This is a genomic window from [Clostridium] citroniae WAL-17108 (assembly GCF_000233455.1).
Lineage (GTDB): Bacteria > Bacillota > Clostridia > Lachnospirales > Lachnospiraceae > Enterocloster > Enterocloster citroniae.
In genome coordinates this window covers 404,636-421,861 of record NZ_JH376422.1, presented here as the reverse complement: position 1 = coordinate 421,861, position 17,226 = coordinate 404,636, and the positions used below count along the sequence as shown (strand labels likewise).

Here is a 17,226-nt window from a genome sequence, read left to right as displayed (position 1 = left end):
GTCCACGCACCATAAATGACTAAGAAAAATTGTGAGGATATATGAACATAGAGGAAAATAATTTTTTCAACAGCTACAAACTATCAGACGATATCATCAAGTCCCTGGAGGTACTGGGCTACCGGACCCCCACCCGGATCCAGCAGTCCGTTATCCCCCTTATGCTGTCAGGAAACAATGTATTGGCAAAAGCGCCCACGGGAAGCGGGAAAACAGCGGCGTTTGGAATCCCGGTCTGTGAGCACGCGGTCTGGGAGGAGAATCTGCCCCAGGTCCTGATCTTGGAACCCACCAGGGAATTGACGGAACAGGTGCGGGATGAGTTGTTTTTGATCGGACGGCTGAAACGGCTGAAGGTGGCGGCCGTTTACGGAGGATTTCCCATTGACAAGCAGATCCGTACCCTGAAGCAGAAGTCCCACATGATTGTGGGAACCCCCGGACGTTTGATGGACCATATCCGCAGGGAAACCCTGAAGCTTAACAAGGTCAGCCGGGTGGTGATCGATGAGGCGGATCTGATGCTTGATATGGGATTTGCGGACGAGGTAAAGGAAATTCTTTCAAAGCTTCCGCAGGATGCGGGGATTTCCCTGTTCTCCGCCACATTAAAGCCTGAGGTCTGCCAATTGACAGATGGTTTTGTTCAGGATGCAGTTACCGTGACATGTGATGCACAGCCGGAGGAGGAGGCTGCCATCAGGCAGTTGTTTTATGAAACAGCATCCGAGGATAAGTATGATACCTTTATCAAAGTCCTAAAGCTGGAAAATCCCGATAATGCCATTATTTTTTGCGGGACCAGGGAGATGGTGAACGTATTGTTCCAGAAGCTGAGAAGGAACCGGATCTTCTGCGGAATGCTTCACGGGGAAATGGAGCAGAAGGAGCGGCTGAAAACCGTCAATGCCTTTCGCAGAGGCGGATTCAGATTCCTGATCGCAACGGATGTGGCTGCAAGAGGCATTGATTTTAAGGATATCACCCATGTGATCAATTATGATTTCCCAACTGGGAGAGAAACCTATGTCCACCGGATCGGACGCACGGGCAGAAATGGAAAGACGGGAACTGCTGTGAGCCTGGTCTGCGAAGATGACAGGCGGATGCTTAAGATGGTGGAGGAGTACATGGGCCGGACGTTTTACGTGGAGGAAGCGCCGGTTCCGGAACATGACAGGGAAAAAGCATTCTGGGAAAGCCAACGCGTGAAAACCAGGTTAAAGGACCAGGATGGAAATGGGTTTAATAAGGATATAATGAGGCTGGCCATTGGCGGAGGACGGAAATCAAAGATCAGAGCCAATGATATTGTGGCCACAATCTGCACCATCGATGGCGTGGATGTGACGGACATAGGAATCATAGATATAAGGGACAGTTTGAGCTATGTGGAGATTTTGAACCAAAAGGGGGAAATGGTTTTAGATGCGCTTAAGGATAAAACCTTAAAAGGCAAGGTTAGGAAAGTGAGAAGCGTTAAGGTTCAGGGGCTGATGTAAGGGCATGAGGGCCTGGCATATGGAATATATATGTTTAACGGGACAGAGGATTGACAAATCCGCTGTCCCGGTGTAGTATAAATAAAAAAGCATACGTATGCAAAAAAGAGGGGCGGATGGATTTAGTTCATCCCGGCCGGCCTGCGTGGCGCAGGCCATGCCCGGGATTGGAGGGAAGGATGAGATGACCTCAAAGGAATTAGCAAAACTTCTGGGCGTGTCCCAGTCAACGGTTTCCAGAAGCCTGAATGGGAGCAGTCTTGTAAAAGGGGAGACGGCGGAGCGGATCCGTGCCGTGGCCAAAGAGTACGGTTATGAGATCAACAGCAATGCAAAAAGTCTTAAGACCAACAGCACCGGGACGATCGGCGTTGTCTTTCCGGACCATTTTATTGATTTTGATTCCAATATCTATATAGGGAACCTTTTTAACTGTATCCGCAACCATCTGCAGGCCCACGGATATGACCTGCTGGCCTTGGGCGGTCATGAACCGGAGGATAAGATATCAGGCGTTGAGCGGGTGATCCGCAACCGGAAGGTGGACGGGCTGATCGTGATCGAGTCCAGCATTTCCCAGGACAGGTGGTATGAGACAGGCCACCCGGTCCCCATTATCCGTTATAATCCGGAACAGGCGGGGGCTGAGGAGAGGAGCACCGTGGCTGTGGACCACCACCATGGCGGTGAGGTGCTGGGGGAGTATCTGGGCCGGTGCGGACACAAGCGGATCCTGTGTGTGTCCGCCATGGAGAAGATGGGGGCCATCAGACTCAGGGAACAGGGAATCCGGGACGGACTGAAAAAGTACGGCGTGATCCTGGAACCCAAACAGTTTCTCCACGGAGACCTTACATTTGAGTCAGGATACCGGGCCGTGATGGAGCATAAGGATATGTTCAGGGATTATACGGCTGTCTGCGCGTACAATGACGCCATGGCCCTGGGAGTCATGGAGGCATTAAAGGAGCTTCAGATCAGGATCCCGGATCAGATCAGCGTGACAGGGTTTGACGGCTTAAAGATAGGCGCCTGGTTCCGTCCCCGCCTTACAACTGTTAGCATGCCGGGGCAGGAGATCGCGGAACAATGCTGCCGGCTTTTGTATGCAAAACTCAGAGGGGAAGAGGGGGAAGGGATCCGTCCAAAGATCCTGCCCCAGCTGATTATCAGGGAATCCAGCGGTCCGGTTTAAGGAATGAAATGGACTATGTTTGCATAGCCATTTTATTTTACATTTTTATGAATACGTATGCAAAGGAGAGAAACAAATGAAAGTAATCAACATTATGTATGACTCACTGAACCGTCACCTGCTGTCCCCGTATGGCTGTGACTTTACCATCACGGAGAATTTCCGGCGCCTTCAGGAGCGGACAGCCGCCTTTGACTGTTTTTACGCGGGAAGCCTGCCGTGTATGCCTGCCAGAAGGGAGATGCACACGGGGCGGTATAATTTTCTCCACAGAAGCTGGGGGCCGATGGAACCCTATGACAATTCTGTGTATGAACTTTTGGGAAAGAATGGAATTTACACGCATTTTATCTCGGACCATGCCCATTACTGGCAGGAAGGAGGGCTGACATATCATACAAAGTTCTCAACCTATGAGTTTGTGAGAGGGCAGGAAGGGGACCTGTGGAAAGGGGATGTCTGCGGCTACACGGATTTTCAGGATCTGAAGCGGCAGGAGTATGTGAACCGGGAATACATAAAGGATGAGGAGGATTTTCCTCATGTCAGGGTTTTCCGCTCTGCCATGGAGTTTCTGGAAAAGAATGTGGAACAGGACAACTGGTGCCTGCATGTGGAGTATTTTGACCCCCATGAGCCGTTTTACGTGCCGGAATCCTATAAGAAGATGTACAGTGACAAAGATCTTTCCTTTGACTGGCCTCCTTATGAACCGGTTACGGATGAGGAAACGCTGGAGAGCGTCAGGCTGAATTACTGTGCGCTGCTCACTTTTTGCGACACCTATCTTGGAAAACTTCTTGATTTTATGGATGAACACAACATGTGGAAGGATACGATGCTGATCGTGAACACGGATCATGGCTTTCTTCTGGGAGAGCATGGTTATTATGCTAAGAATTATATGCCCCTGTACGAGGAGATCACCCATCTTCCCTTTTTTATCTGGGATCCCGTGTCAGGGGGAAAGAATGTCAGGAACCAGGCGCTGTCACAGACCATTGACATTGCGCCAACGCTCTGCGACTTTTTTCACATTGGCATACCGGAGCAGATGCAGGGAAGATCCCTGCTTCCGGTTTTGCGCCAGGGGGCTGTGGGCCGTGAGTACGCGCTGTTCGGCGGGTTTGGAAAGCATGTGAATATAACGGACGGAGACTATGTGTACATGCGCTCGGGAAGGGAGGAGACTCTGTACAATTACACCATAATGCCCACCCATATTTTCACCCCTTTTTCAGTGGAGGAACTGAAAAAGGCGGAGCGGGAGCTGTGTGATTCCTTTGAGTTTACAAAGGGTGTGCCACTGATGAAAATACCGGCAGAGACATCCGCCTCACCGGATAATTCTTCCTACTGGTATGACCGCCACATGAAGTACGGGGACCTTTTGTTTGACCTGAAGGAGGACCCGGGACAGAACCATCCCATAAAGGATAAGGCGGTGGAGGAGCGCATGAAGGAAGCCATGATCCGGCTGATGAGGGAGTCGGAGGCTCCTGAGGAACAGTATAAGAGGCTGGGGCTGCAGGGAAGGCACTCCCGCTGAAATAAATACCTGTTTTCCGGAATAAATACCACAAGGCCCCGGGATGATTGTATTTAAACCACGGTCACTATATAATGGAGACAACCAAAGCGCGCTGGTAATAATATGTAGAAAAGGGGCTTATTATGGCGGATGATAGAGAAACGGCTGAAAAGATCCTCCTGTATACAGGCGGTGTTGAGAATGTGATGCAGGCAGCTCACTGTGCAACCAGGCTGCGGCTTGTATTAAGGGATCCAAAAAAGGTGCGGGAAGCAGAGTTAAAAGACCTTCCTCTTGTAAAGGGGATGATCGAGAGCGGAGGACAGTTCCAGATCATACTGGGAACAGGGATCGTAAATAAGGTTTATAAGGAATTTACGGCTCTGGCCGGAGAGGGCGCGGGGGATGGCACGGGCAATGGAGCGCAGATCGAAGCAAAGGGAGGCAATGGGATCCAGAGGATATCAAGAATGTTCGGCGATATCTTTCTCCCAGTGATCCCAGTGATCGTTGCCAGCGGGATTCTGATGGGCGTGAGGTCATTTTTGACAGGAAGCGGACTGATGGCCACGGATTCCAACTGGTACAACATCATGGCAATCCTCATTGACACGGGTTTTTCCTTTCTTCCGGCACTGATCTGTTATTCCGCGGCAAAGAAGTTCGGCGGGTCGCCCATACTTGGGTTTGTATTGGGCCTGATGGTGATCAGCAGCACCCTTCCGGCAGCGGGAGCGGTTGGCAAGGGAAATGCAGAACCCATGCTGATCCAGCTGCTGGGGATTACGTTTAAGCTCACCGGATTCCAGGGTTCTGTGCTGGTCGCCATTGTAGGCGGATGGCTCACTGCAAAGATTGAGAATATGTGCCGTAGATTTGTGCCCAATGTGTTTGATATCATCCTTACCCCCATCCTTACCCTGGGGATCTCCCTGTTTGTTATTCTGTTTGGTGTGGGTCCTGTGATCCATGTGGTCGAGGCAGGAGTGGTGAGCGCGTTCCGGATGCTGGTCCAGCTCCCCTTTGGAATCGGCGGATTTATCATCGGGGGCCTTCAGCAGATCCTTGTTATTTTAGGAATACACCATGGCTTGTGGGTCATTGACATCAATTTCCTGGAGGAAATGGGCACCAATATGTACATGCCCATAAGGACGGCTGCAGTGGTGGGCCAGGCAGGGGTGGTGACTTCGTTTTTCTGCTTTGCCAAAGACAAAAAGTTAAAGGCCCTGGCAGGCTCCAGCAGCATTGCGGCATGGTTTGGGATCACGGAACCGGCAATCTTTGGAATTACCCTGCCCTACAGCGTGACCTTTGTGCTGGGCTGTATCGGAAGCGCATTCGGCGGCCTGTTTTCGGCTTTGATGCATCTGAGCGCCACCGGTATGGGAGTTTCGGCGATCCCCGGTTACCTGCTGTTCCTCAACGGCGGTGCAGTGGAGTATACCCTGGTCTGCCTCATATCAGCCGGCATCTCATTTGTCCTCACCGCGGTTTATATTAAGAAGAAAGGAATCTAGGGAAATGAACATATTGCTTATGCACACCCATGATACGGGAAAATACATCAGCCCCTATGGGTTTCATGTTCCCACCGGACACCTGATGGAGTTTGCAAAGGATGCAATGGTATTTGAGGCTATGTTTTGTGCCAGCCCCACCTGCTCACCCAGCCGGGGGGCTATGATGACATCCCAGTATTCCCACTGCAACGGACTGAACGGCCTGTCCCAGAGGGGGCATGACATTACTGAGAAAAAACACCATATGGCATCCTATCTGCATGAACACGGCTATCATTCCATACTGGCGGGGGTACAGCATGAGAGGGATTTCTGGAGACCCCTTTGGCGGGCGGAGAGGGCAAGCCGTGATCTGGGGTATGATACGAATCTATCAGTGGAAGATACCTTTGTGGCAAATGATACGGATCTGCTGGAATGGGACTGGAGGAATGCAGAAAGGGTAAGGGGATTTCTGGATTCCTATGATGGAAGCCGGCCCTTTTTCCTCTCTTACGGAACCCATGCCACCCACAGGATCTACCCGGAACTGTCGGATGAGGACCGGAAACAGTATGATCCCAATTACATAGCGGTTCCTGGAAATGTAATGAATAACCAAAGCACCCGAGAGGACACGGCCAGGCTTCATAAGTCACTGGCCTCCTATGACCGTTGTTTCGGCCGTGTGATGCAGGGCTTAAAAGAGAGCGGGCTTTACGATCAAACAATCATTATCTATACAACGGATCACGGCCTCCCCAACCCCTATTCCAAATGCGGGCTGAAGGACGCGGGAATGGCGGTTTCCTTTATCATGCGGGTGCCCGGATTCCCACAGTCTATGGGCCGCGTTTATGACGGCCTGCTGTCCCAGATCGATCTGCTGCCTACACTGTGCAGCCTGTGCGGCCTGCCTGTGCCCGGATATGCCCAGGGCAGGGACTTCTCAGCCGTGTTTAAGGACCCGGGGGTACGGGTGCGGGATGAGGTGTTTGCGGAAGTGAATTTCCATGCGTCCTACGAGCCACAGCGCTGTATCCGCACAGACCGGTACAAGTATATTGAGTATTATGACAATGACTGGAAACAGTATAATCTGGCCAACTGTGACGAGTCCGTGATCAAGCAGGCCCTGGTGGAAGGGGGCATCATGAATCGGCAGAAAGCAGGGGAGCAGCTCTATGACCTGCTCTTTGATCCCAATGAGATGGAGAACTTGAATTCCCATCCGGATTATGCTACCATAAAAAATGAGCTGGCCGGACGCCTTAAAGCCTGGAGGGAAGAGACCGGGATACGGTTCAGATGAACCAGATGATCGAGAGGCTTCATGAGGCCGGGGAGATCGTGGTCCTTGGGCTTGGAAGTTCGTGGATCATTGCAAAGGATTTAGAACTGCGGTTTAAGAGGATCAAGAAAAACTGTCAGGCATTAAATGATATTAATCTGCAGTATTTTGCAGCCAGGAACGCAGGGAGGGGGACTATCTTCTGGGGGATCACCTACAGCGGGACCACCCGGGATGTGCTTGATAATCTGAGGATCGCCAGGGAAGAAGGCGCTGCCACCATATTGATGACCCACCATAGCAACCGGCAGTTTGAGGAGGAGTTTGATTATATCATCTATGTGTACGGCAGCGAAGCCAGGGATCGGAGGACCTCCACTATAAGCAGGCTTGCCATGCTGTATCTGGTGGACATGATCTATTTTATGTATATGAACCGGTATTCCCAGGAGGTTACGGCCTGCCTGGACTATAATTCCAAGATCCAAAATTAGATATGGAATGTGACAAACGTACGGTTTTTGCAGAGTATGAACCTTTGTGGCGGAAAACCGTACGTTTTTTAGGTATGGATATTAGAAATCGGGAGCTTTAATAGGCCTGCCCGTCCACCTCGATCCCATCAATGGCATACATGCCGTGCCATATTTTCAGGGTCAGACGGACCGGTGTATCCCAGCGGATGGACTGGTCCAGGTGCCCGGCATGTTTTTCGGTTAAATAATACTGATCGATCCTGGGATGGATGCTGACCCACGATTCCCCCTCATAGGTCCGCAGATAATCGGAGGAGCATCTGATATAGGGTGTTGCAGGATCGGGCCGGTCCAGGGATGCATAGGAGAATGAGGATAGGCCGGTGCCGGGATCCCTGTTCAGAACCACGTACACGTAGGGATCCCGGCCCCGCCTGTTTTCGTAGCGCTCTATGGATCCGGGGTCCAGAATGACTCGGCTGTCCGGATTGCTGAGCCGGATGTAGCGCCCGCGCAGGGCGTCATAGGGATCGTATCCGGTCATGGTAAGGGTCACGGTCTGGCCCTTGGCTGATATCCCGTAAACCAGGGCAATGACAGAGAGGAGTACCAGGATCTGCAGTAAAAATGCCGACAGGATCATTTTATTCCGATTTTGTTTCATGCGTATTCACCCCTTTCAGCTTTAAGGTCATCATGTAATTGACGGCAAAGAAAGCCAGGCCCGCCATGAGAAAGACGATCCCTTTTACCATCAGCTGGTAATTCCCGAGAAATACCTTGAACAGGATATACAGGATGATGGCGGCCGTGTAGCGCCGGACAGAGGGAAGGTTGGCTGCCTTTACACCTGCCAGCAGCTTGTACAGGCTGAATGCAATGAGGCAGAGATTCACAAGGACTTCATAAGCAAACACATAGGTCTCTGGGAACAGGATCAGGTCTGTTACCAGCAGGCTGCACAGGATCAGGGACAGGAGCAGGCCCACACGCCCATCCTCTGGCTGTTTTCGACAAAACAGATACAGCCGGACCAGAGCTGCGATCATCAGTGCCAGAAGCAGGAACCGGGGGAGATGAGGAAAATACCGGTTGGACTCCCCGTACGCAAACAGTTCTGTAAGCTCATTAAAGAACACATAAAAGGCAGCTTTTAAAAACAGCATTGTGTACAGCAGCCTTCCCGCCAGCCTGGGGTAAAGGCCGGGCTTTTCAATGGTCATATAGATAAACAGCACAAGGACACATGCATAAAAGGCGCCGCCTGACAGGTACAGGAAGGCCAGATAAAGGATCCAGAAAAAGAAACACAGTGATAACTGCCAGCAGGTCTCCCCCTGTTTCACCCGATTGATATAATAGGGGACCAACAGGAGGACTAACAGGGTGTAGTCACTGTTTCCGCCGGCCCAGCATATGCCCGCCATGTACAGGATAGCCAGATAATATCCGTCCAAAAGATAGACCACGGGCAGCATGACCAGAAAGCCGGTGAGCAGCATGGAATGAAGGCTGAGGGAGATCTGGTACGCCTGGTAGATCAGACCCAGAGCGGATAAAAACGCAATGCCAAGAGCCAGGGTAAGGGATTTGATCCATACATCGGACGCCTGGGTGCGTATTTTCCAGTAAAGGAGTCCCTGAACGCCAAAAAGGGGAAGGAATGAGATCAGGGCTTTCATTTCCCTGGAAAACATGGACCAGTTATAGGCGAACAGGGAGATCACGCCCGCTCCCACAAAGATCACACCTAACAAGGCAAATATCAGGAACATGTTACGGTGGTCCCTCCTGGTTTCTATGTACTCGTCCCGGATCCGGTCAAGCTGGACCTGGTCCAGATATCCCAGCTGGGTGAGGTGTTTTAACTCATTGTAAAATTCATTTGAATTCATTGTTTCGCCCCCCTTTCTTATAAGATCATTATAACCTGGTCCGGGGAATTGAAACAGATGTTGATTGTAACAGGTGGAATGACATTTGTCATTATTTTGGACTAAAAAAGCCAGGGCAAACAAATGCCCCGGCCTTTTGGTCTTGCCTAACGCTGATTAGTTAGCAGCCTTAGTTGTCTCCTCTACAGCAGCTGCTGCGTCAGCGGCAGCCTCGGTGGACTCTTCCTCAGAAGCCTCAGCCTCAGTGGATTCCTCAGCATCGGCAGCTTCTTCTGTGGTAGCTTCCGCATCAGCTTCTTCGCTTGTTTCCTCAGCAACAGTGGTCTCTTCCTCGGAAGCCTCTGCTGTGGTGGTCTCCTCTGTAGCAGCTACAGTGGTCTCTACAGTTGTGGTGGTTTCTGCCTTGTTGTCAGAACCGCCGCAAGCAGTCAGTCCTGCTGCGATCATTGCTGCTGCCAGAACAGCTGTCATGGATTTTGTCATAGATTTTTTCATAATAGTTCTCCTCTCCTTTGAAAACCTCCCGATGAGATTTTCCATAAAACGTAAATTTTTGGAACGAATTTGATAATAGACTATAATTGTGACCAAATTGTGTCTAAAGTATAAAGAAAGTACTATGATTATTACGGAAACATTAAGAAGTGCGTTAAAAAGTTGTCAGTCTATTCTCTCCGGAGGCCGCTCTATGACTTGCTTTTTAACCATAGATAGGTTATAATCAGCAGAAAAAGGCTGTCACGTTAGCAGGCGAAAACGAAAGGAAGAGGTAGGACAATGGTTAATGAAGTAATGGATTTTATTACCGGATATGACAAGGAAGTGGGCGAGGCCATTCAGGCGGAGTGCGCGCGCCAGAGACGCAACCTGGAGCTGATCGCATCTGAGAATATCGTTTCTGAGCCGGTGATGATGGCGATGGGAACCGTACTTACCAATAAGTATGCGGAGGGATATTCAGGAAAGCGTTACTACGGCGGATGCCAGTGTGTGGACGTGGTGGAGACCATGGCAATCGAGCGTGCCAAGAAACTGTTTGGCTGTGATTACGCCAATGTCCAGCCCCATGCCGGAGCACAGGCCAACATGGCGGTATTTGTCGCCATGTTAAAACCAGGGGATACGGTCATGGGTATGAATCTGGACCATGGCGGCCATCTGACCCACGGAAGCCCAGTTAACTTTTCCGGCCTTTACTTCAATATCGTACCATATGGCGTGAATGACGAGGGATACATTGACTATGACGAGTTAGAGCGGATCGCCAAAGAGGCAAAGCCAAAACTCATTGTGGCAGGCGCCAGCGCATATGCCAGAACCATTGATTTTAAGAGATTTCGTGAAATAGCTGACGAAGTAGGCGCATATCTCATGGTAGATATGGCCCATATCGCAGGCCTTGTTGCAGCAGGGGAGCATCCAAGCCCCATTCCTTACGCTGACGTAGTGACCACAACCACCCACAAGACCTTAAGGGGACCCAGGGGAGGCATGATCCTGGCCAACAAGGAAGCGGCTGAGAAGTTTAACTTTAACAAGGCTATCTTCCCGGGAACCCAGGGCGGACCGCTGGAGCATGTGATCGCCGGCAAGGCGATCTGCTTTGGGGAAGCCCTGAGACCTGAGTTTAAGGAATATCAGCACCAGGTAGTGTTAAACGCAAAGGCATTGGCAGAGGCTCTTCAGAACCAGGGCTTCAAGCTCCTTACAGGGGGCACGGACAATCACCTGATGCTGGTGGACCTGCGGGGAATGGATGTTTCCGGCAAGGAACTGCAGAACCGCTGTGATGAGGTGTTTATTACGCTGAACAAGAACACGGTTCCCAACGACCCCAGAAGCCCGTTTGTCACATCCGGCGTCCGCATTGGAACACCGGCCATCACCACAAGGGGTCTGAAGGAAGAGGATATGCCTAAGATTGCCGAGTGCATCTGGCTGGCTGCCACGGACTTTGAGAATCAGGCTGATTATATCAGGGGCGAGGTCACAAAACTCTGTGATAAGTATCCGATCTACAAATAGGACTATCAATCGATATAGGGAACACGTAACCGATAAAAGGCTGCACCTGGTATATTCAGGGGCAGCCCTTTTAAAACCTGGGGGTAGGGGATATGGAACAGTATGAACTGGAAATGGAAAGCGGGCTGAAGCTGTCACGGCAGGGGGCCCAGTCTGTTGTGGAGGAAGTGGGGGCTATTGTGGGGCAGAACATCAACATGATGGACCGCAGGGGATATGTGATCGCCAGTACGGATGAGACCAGGATCGGCAGCCTTCACGAGGGGGCCGGGAGGGTGATCGAGGAGCATTTGACCGAGCTGTATGTGGAGGAGGAGCATGCCACTGCCACCTCCAGACCAGGGTTAAACCTTCCCATTAACCATGGGGGAAGGATCGTGGGTGTGATCGGGATAACGGGACTTTACAGCGAAGTGGTGGGCTATGGACAGGTTGTAAAAAAGATGGTGGAAATACTCATCCGGGAAAATGCGGAACAGGATGAGCGCCGCATGGGGCAGAGGGTCCTGAACCGTTTTTTGGAGGACTGGGTGATCGGCAGCGGGCTGATGCAGCCCAAGATCCTGGAGGAGAGGGGATTTGCCCTGGGCATTGACATTGCAGTGCCCAGGCGTGTGATGGTGGCCAGTGCCAGGGAACTGGAGGAGTACGCATCCACGGCAGCCGGACAAAAGCTGCTGGAGCAGGTGGAACAGGAGAGCGCATCCCTTGCAGGCAGAGGCAGCCTTGTGCTCAGAAGCGGCGGCAGGCAGGTGATCCTGGTGAAAAAATGCTCCGACTGCCAGATGGAGCAGCTGGCCGGGCGCATCCGCACAGCTGTGCTGAAAAAATTCAATATCCGCATGGTGGTGGGCATTGACGGAAGGGCGGAGGATATCCATGTGGCCTATGGACAGGCCAACAAGGCCTGGCGCTCTGCCGGCATGGCCAAACAGGATATCCTCACCTATGACAGCGTAACCCTGGAACTGTTTACAGAGGATCTGGGAGATGGGGTGAAGGCGGAGTACATCCATAAGCTGTTTAAGAAATGCAGCTATGAGGAGCTGTGCCGGTGGATGGGTCTTCTGGAAGCGTATTTTGAGTCCGAGGGCTCCCTTCATGTAGCTTCACAGACCCTTCACATCCATAAAAACACGCTGACTTACAAGCTGAAGCGGTTAAAGGAACTGACCGGGTATGATGTCCGCCTCGTGAGCCAGGCCACTGTATTCTATATGGCCATGCTGTTTTTCAGGGATATAAAGGATGAGATGGAGGAGATTTGTTCTGTAGAATATATAAAATAAAAAATGATTGTTTTGTAAAACATTGACGGAAATGCCTGGAACCACTAAAATAGTAGATAGTGAAACCACATGGGACATACATGAAATCAATGATTATTTGGGAGGCGGAACATGAAATTTTTATTTGCATCTGATTCATTTAAGGGAACCTTATCATCTGAGCGCATCACTGCCCTGCTGGAGGAATCCGCGGGACGTATTTTTCCGGGCTGTGAGACTGCGGGCGTGCCTGTGGCTGACGGTGGGGAGGGAACCATTGATGCGGTGATCTCAGCCCTTAACGGCACCTATCGCAGACTTACGGTACACGGACCTCTCATGGAGGAGTGTGAATCCTTTTACGGGGAATTTGAGGGGGACAGCGCCATCATTGAGATGGCGGCCGCATCAGGCCTTCCCATGGTTCCCGCCGAGAAGCGTAACCCGCTGAATACCACCACCTATGGAACCGGGGAACTGATCAGGGATGCCCTGGACAGGGGATACAGGAAGATCTCCATTGCTATTGGCGGCAGCGCTACCAATGACGGCGGAATGGGGGCCATGCGTGCGCTAGGAGTAAAGTTCCTGGATGACCGGGGAAATGAGCTGGAAGGAAAAGGGGAGGACCTTACCAAGGTGGCTGATATTGATGTGAGCGGCCTTCACCACGGCGTGGCACAGGCCAGGTTCACTGTGATGTGCGATGTGACCAACCCTCTGACCGGTCCGGACGGAGCCACCTATACATTCGGCAAGCAGAAGGGCGGTACTCCTGAGATCCTGGATATCATGGAAGGCGGAATGATCCGTTACGCAGCTCTGATCAAGGAAAAACTGGGCGTGGATGTGGATAAGATCCCCGGGTCCGGGGCAGCCGGTGGATTGGGGGCGGCTTTCTGTGTATTCCTTAAGGCAAACCTGAAATCGGGAATCGATACAGTGCTGGACCTGGTGCATTTTAATGAATTGCTGGAGGGCGTGGACCTGGTTGTCACAGGGGAAGGCAGAATGGACTGGCAGTCCGCTTTCGGCAAGGTGCCCAGCGGCATCGGCCAGCGGTGCAAAGAGAGGGGGATCCCCGTGGTAGCCATTGTAGGCGGTATGGGCCACAAGGCGGAGACAATCTTTGATCACGGCGTGGACAGCATCATGACCACCATCAACGGGGCCATGGAGCTGGAGGAAGCCCTGGACCGCTCCGAGGAGCTGTATGTGAGCGCGGCTGACAGGATGTTCAGGATGCTGAAGGCCGGGATGAGCCTCAGATAAGATCTCATCAAGCTCTCATAAGGAGACCATCAAGATCTTATTGACAGGGGGTCGGTTGAGCGATATGCTTGTAAGTGTCCGCAGGTGCAGGGCCGGCAGTCCGGCTTTGCACTCCGGGGACAAAATCAAGTGAGAGGTGAAGATATGAGAATCGCGCTTATAAATGAAAACAGCCAGGGAGCCAAGAACGGAATGATCTATCATGCCTTAAAAAAGGTGGCCGACCACTATGGCTATGAAGTGGATAACTACGGCATGTACACGGCAGAGGACCAGGCACAGCTTACATACGTACAGGTGGGGATCCTGGCGGCAGCTCTGCTTAACAGCAAGGCGGCCGACTATGTGGTAACCGGATGCGGAACAGGGGAGGGCGCCATGCTGGCCTGCAATTCCTTCCCGGGTGTGATCTGCGGCCATGTGGAGGATGCCCTGGACGCATATACATTTGCCCAGATCAATGGCGGCAATGCCATTGCCCTTCCTTTTGCAAAGGGATTTGGCTGGGGCGGCGACCTGAATCTGGAATATATTTTTGAAAAACTGTTCTGCGAGCCTTCGGGCCAGGGATATCCCAGGGAGAGGGCAGTGCCGGAACAGAGGAATAAGAAGATTCTGGACGAAGTCCGCAAGGTCACATTTAAGGAGGACCTGGTGGAGATTTTCCGGGGACTGGATCAGGAACTTGTGAAGGGAGCGTTTGCAGGAGAGAAATTCTCAGAGCTCTTTTTTGAAACATGCAGGGACGAGAAACTGGCTTCCTATATCAGGGGTCTCCTGGCATAGCTATAAGAATGGAAAAAACTCAGCCGGCTGGTATCTAAAAGGTACCGGCCGGCTGAGTTTTTACTGTTTACAGATTGTCCCGTCCTTCATTACAAATCCCACCTGGGACAGACAGGAGACTTGTTCCAGGGGATTGCCCTTTACGGCAATGATGTCGGCAGCCAGCCCGGGAGACAGGCTTCCCAGCTTATGGCCCAGGCCGCAGATGTCAGCCGCATGGGAGGTGACTCCCTGAAGGGCGGTTACGGTATCGGCTCCCAGCTCCACCGCATATTCCACTTCGCGGTAAAGATATCCGTGATAGGCATCCGTGCCCAGGACAAAGGGCAGCCCTGCCTTAAGAATACGGGCTACATTTTCCCGCACACGGGGCCGGTTCAGGCGCACCTTCCCGGCGTTGGAGGGGGACAGGAACGCTTCCCTGCTGGGATCCAGGAAGATGCCGGAGGTAAGGTCCACCACACAGTTGGAGGCGGCCAGCAGTTCCACGTCCTGCTCCGTGGCCATATACATGTGCTCAATCACCTGTACGCCGCCTTCTATGCAGTCCTTTAAGCCCTGGCCCCCGATGCAGTGGGCGGCCACGGGAATCCCCAGCCGCGCCCCTTCGCTGACAGCCATGGCAATTTCCTCCGGGCTGAGGAAACTGGGAACAAAGGAGGAATTGGGATCCGGGACCCCGGGGGTTACAAAGAGCTTCAGCAGATCCACGCCTTTTTTCATGTTCTTCCGGCAGGTGTCCCTGATCTCCTCAGCACCGCAGTGGGGGCTTCCGATATAACCTGCCCCATGGCTTCCCTTCATGCCGATACCGGCTGCCAGAAGCCTGGGCCCCTTGATCTTTTTCTCCTGGATCATCTTTTTCATAGCCACGTCAATGTAATACTTATCGCCCATGCATCGGGCGGTGGTGACACCGCTTAGGAGGTCTTCCTCCAAGCCTTTGAGGGCCAGGATGGTGAGCTGGCATTCGCTGCTCCATTCCAGCAGTTCCAGGTGGTCCGGCAGAGTGGCGTCAATACACAGATGGTTGTGGCATTCGATCATACCCGGCATCAGGGTCTGGCCCGGAAAGCATAACTCCCGGGCGTCCTCAATGGGATGACCGTCCAGGACGTGCTGTGGAAATATATCGCATATGCGTCCATTTTCAACTACAAGGGCGCCTTTTTCCACGGGGGCCAGCTCCTTGCCCTGCAATATCATGTCAGCGCGCAAAATCAATCGGTTCATTTCTATTATACCTCCTTCCGCTATTCTTCAATGTTGGTGCCTGCTTCCTCCAAAAGGGGATCGAGGGCCATGTCTGTTTCCATAATCCCATGGGCCGCATTCCATTTTTTGGAAAATTTAGCCAGCCAGGATACAAGAAGGGGGCAGAGTACGGCTGTGATGACCACGGCGGCAGCTGTCTGGGCAGTGGCGGTCTCCACCTGGGGCTGGAAGGACGGATCTGCCATGGCCACGGCGGTGGGGGTAGTGGTGGCCACTCCGGCAGTGGTGCCAATGGCGGCGCCCATGGGATCCGCTTTCCTGCGAAGGGCGCTGTAGATAAAAAAGGAGAGAAGGCCGGTGGCCAAAACAGTTAACAACCCCAGTACAATACCGGACATGCCTGCGCTTATGATGTTGCGGAAGTTCATGCCCGCTCCCAGGGCAAAGCCGTTAAACGGGGGAAGGAGGATCATGCCGGTTGCCAGTATTTTTCTCCAGTCATGGTCCAGGTTGCCAATGATGAATCCGATCACCATGGGGATGATGCTTGCAATAATGTCAGTGACCGGAAAGTTGCCCATTCCCGAAGCGCCCAGGGCGATCATGGTAAAAAAGGGTCCGTCATTAAGGGCCAGGATGGAGGTGGCCCCCACATCTGTCTCATCCCCGTATTCACCGGCCAGTGTTGCGTAGATCACGCCATTGGAATTGGTCACGGCCCCGATCACTGCCAGCGGAGCCAGGCCCAGAAAACCGGCCTCCCCAAACAGGGCATTTAGCAGCAGCCCCAGGCCAAAGCCGATAAAAAATTTAAGGGCGGTGAGCACAACACCCTTCCATACCGTGGCTCCGGCCATTTTTACGTCAATGGTAGCGCCGCTGCAGAACAGGAAAAGGCCGATCAGGGTGGGAACGCCGTTTTTAAACAGACCCGTGGTAAAGCCGCCGATGGTCAGGGCATTGGGGAAGAATGTATTCATGGTACATCCCAAAAGAAGGGGGATTACCATAACACCTGCAGGAAATCGTTTCATAGTTGCCAGTAATTTCATCATCTAATCTCCTTTGATTTGATTTTTACGAACCATTGCAATGTTTTCTGCCTGTATATAAAAGCAAAAGCCATGCCATATTGGTGGAAGGGTTCCGATAAAAATGCTTTTTGTGAAAATAATATAAAAATGGGTAAAGATAATTGGGAACTTTGTATAATAATTCGCCCCCGAATCTGCAAAAAGCCATAAACCGGTGAATATGCAACAATTGCA

At 52.0% G+C, this 17,226-nt stretch carries 15 protein-coding genes; 10 read left to right on the top strand and 5 right to left on the bottom strand.

Going from position 1 to position 17,226, the window contains the following annotated elements; genetic code table 11:
- Positions 1-41: 41 nt before the first annotated feature.
- From HMPREF9469_RS15130 to HMPREF9469_RS15105, 6 genes are all read left to right on the top strand, one after another.
- On the top strand, positions 42-1,502 hold the full coding sequence (locus HMPREF9469_RS15130; RefSeq protein ID WP_007863370.1) for a DEAD/DEAH box helicase: 1,461 nt from the start codon (positions 42-44) through the stop codon (positions 1,500-1,502).
- A gap of 97 nt (positions 1,503-1,599) precedes the next feature.
- Positions 1,600-2,697, top strand: coding sequence for a LacI family DNA-binding transcriptional regulator (locus tag HMPREF9469_RS15125; RefSeq protein WP_040416391.1), 1,098 nt, complete (start codon positions 1,600-1,602; stop codon positions 2,695-2,697).
- 76 nt (positions 2,698-2,773) lie between these two features.
- Positions 2,774-4,246 (top strand): sulfatase, encoded by a 1,473-nt coding sequence (locus HMPREF9469_RS15120; RefSeq protein WP_007863366.1) that lies wholly within the window; start codon positions 2,774-2,776, stop codon positions 4,244-4,246.
- 125 nt (positions 4,247-4,371) lie between these two features.
- A complete protein-coding gene (locus HMPREF9469_RS15115; RefSeq protein ID WP_007863365.1) occupies positions 4,372-5,748 on the top strand; it encodes a PTS transporter subunit EIIC in 1,377 nt (458 codons plus the stop codon).
- A 4-nt stretch (positions 5,749-5,752) separates the two neighbouring features.
- On the top strand, positions 5,753-7,042 hold the full coding sequence (locus HMPREF9469_RS15110) for a sulfatase family protein (protein ID WP_007863363.1): 1,290 nt from the start codon (positions 5,753-5,755) through the stop codon (positions 7,040-7,042).
- A complete protein-coding gene (locus HMPREF9469_RS15105) occupies positions 7,039-7,515 on the top strand; it encodes an SIS domain-containing protein (RefSeq protein WP_007863360.1) in 477 nt (158 codons plus the stop codon). Before HMPREF9469_RS15110 ends, HMPREF9469_RS15105 begins: the two co-directional genes overlap by 4 nt.
- 97 nt (positions 7,516-7,612) lie before the next feature.
- On the opposite strand, the gene HMPREF9469_RS15100 is transcribed toward HMPREF9469_RS15105, so the two are convergent.
- From HMPREF9469_RS15100 to HMPREF9469_RS15090, 3 genes are all read right to left on the bottom strand, one after another.
- Positions 7,613-8,161 (bottom strand): GDYXXLXY domain-containing protein, encoded by a 549-nt coding sequence (locus HMPREF9469_RS15100; RefSeq protein WP_040416389.1) that lies wholly within the window; start codon positions 8,159-8,161, stop codon positions 7,613-7,615.
- A complete protein-coding gene (locus HMPREF9469_RS15095) occupies positions 8,142-9,392 on the bottom strand; it encodes a DUF2157 domain-containing protein (protein WP_007863357.1) in 1,251 nt (416 codons plus the stop codon). Before HMPREF9469_RS15095 ends, HMPREF9469_RS15100 begins: the two co-directional genes overlap by 20 nt.
- A 156-nt stretch (positions 9,393-9,548) precedes the next feature.
- The gene (locus tag HMPREF9469_RS15090) at positions 9,549-9,887 is read right to left on the bottom strand and encodes a hypothetical protein (protein ID WP_007863356.1); all 339 of its coding nucleotides are present in this window, start codon (positions 9,885-9,887) and stop codon (positions 9,549-9,551) included.
- Positions 9,888-10,169: 282 nt separating this feature from the next.
- Between HMPREF9469_RS15090 and glyA the strand changes: the two genes are divergently transcribed.
- The 4 genes from glyA to HMPREF9469_RS15070 all read left to right on the top strand — a co-directional run bounded on the left by glyA (position 10,170) and on the right by HMPREF9469_RS15070 (position 14,743).
- Positions 10,170-11,417 (top strand): serine hydroxymethyltransferase, encoded by a 1,248-nt coding sequence (gene glyA, locus HMPREF9469_RS15085; protein WP_007863354.1) that lies wholly within the window; start codon positions 10,170-10,172, stop codon positions 11,415-11,417.
- Positions 11,418-11,509: 92 nt separating this feature from the next.
- A complete protein-coding gene (locus tag HMPREF9469_RS15080) occupies positions 11,510-12,706 on the top strand; it encodes a CdaR family transcriptional regulator (protein ID WP_007863352.1) in 1,197 nt (398 codons plus the stop codon).
- A gap of 111 nt (positions 12,707-12,817) precedes the next feature.
- Positions 12,818-13,957, top strand: coding sequence for a glycerate kinase family protein (locus tag HMPREF9469_RS15075; RefSeq protein ID WP_007863351.1), 1,140 nt, complete (start codon positions 12,818-12,820; stop codon positions 13,955-13,957).
- 144 nt (positions 13,958-14,101) lie between these two features.
- Positions 14,102-14,743 (top strand): RpiB/LacA/LacB family sugar-phosphate isomerase, encoded by a 642-nt coding sequence (locus HMPREF9469_RS15070; protein WP_007863349.1) that lies wholly within the window; start codon positions 14,102-14,104, stop codon positions 14,741-14,743.
- A gap of 60 nt (positions 14,744-14,803) precedes the next feature.
- On the opposite strand, the gene HMPREF9469_RS15065 is transcribed toward HMPREF9469_RS15070, so the two are convergent.
- Together HMPREF9469_RS15065 and HMPREF9469_RS15060 are read right to left on the bottom strand one after the other, a co-directional pair.
- Positions 14,804-15,976 (bottom strand): amidohydrolase family protein, encoded by a 1,173-nt coding sequence (locus tag HMPREF9469_RS15065; protein WP_007863347.1) that lies wholly within the window; start codon positions 15,974-15,976, stop codon positions 14,804-14,806.
- Positions 15,977-15,996: 20 nt separating this feature from the next.
- Positions 15,997-17,010 (bottom strand): 2-keto-3-deoxygluconate permease, encoded by a 1,014-nt coding sequence (locus tag HMPREF9469_RS15060; RefSeq protein ID WP_045091769.1) that lies wholly within the window; start codon positions 17,008-17,010, stop codon positions 15,997-15,999.
- Between the last annotated feature and the right edge of the window lie 216 nt (positions 17,011-17,226).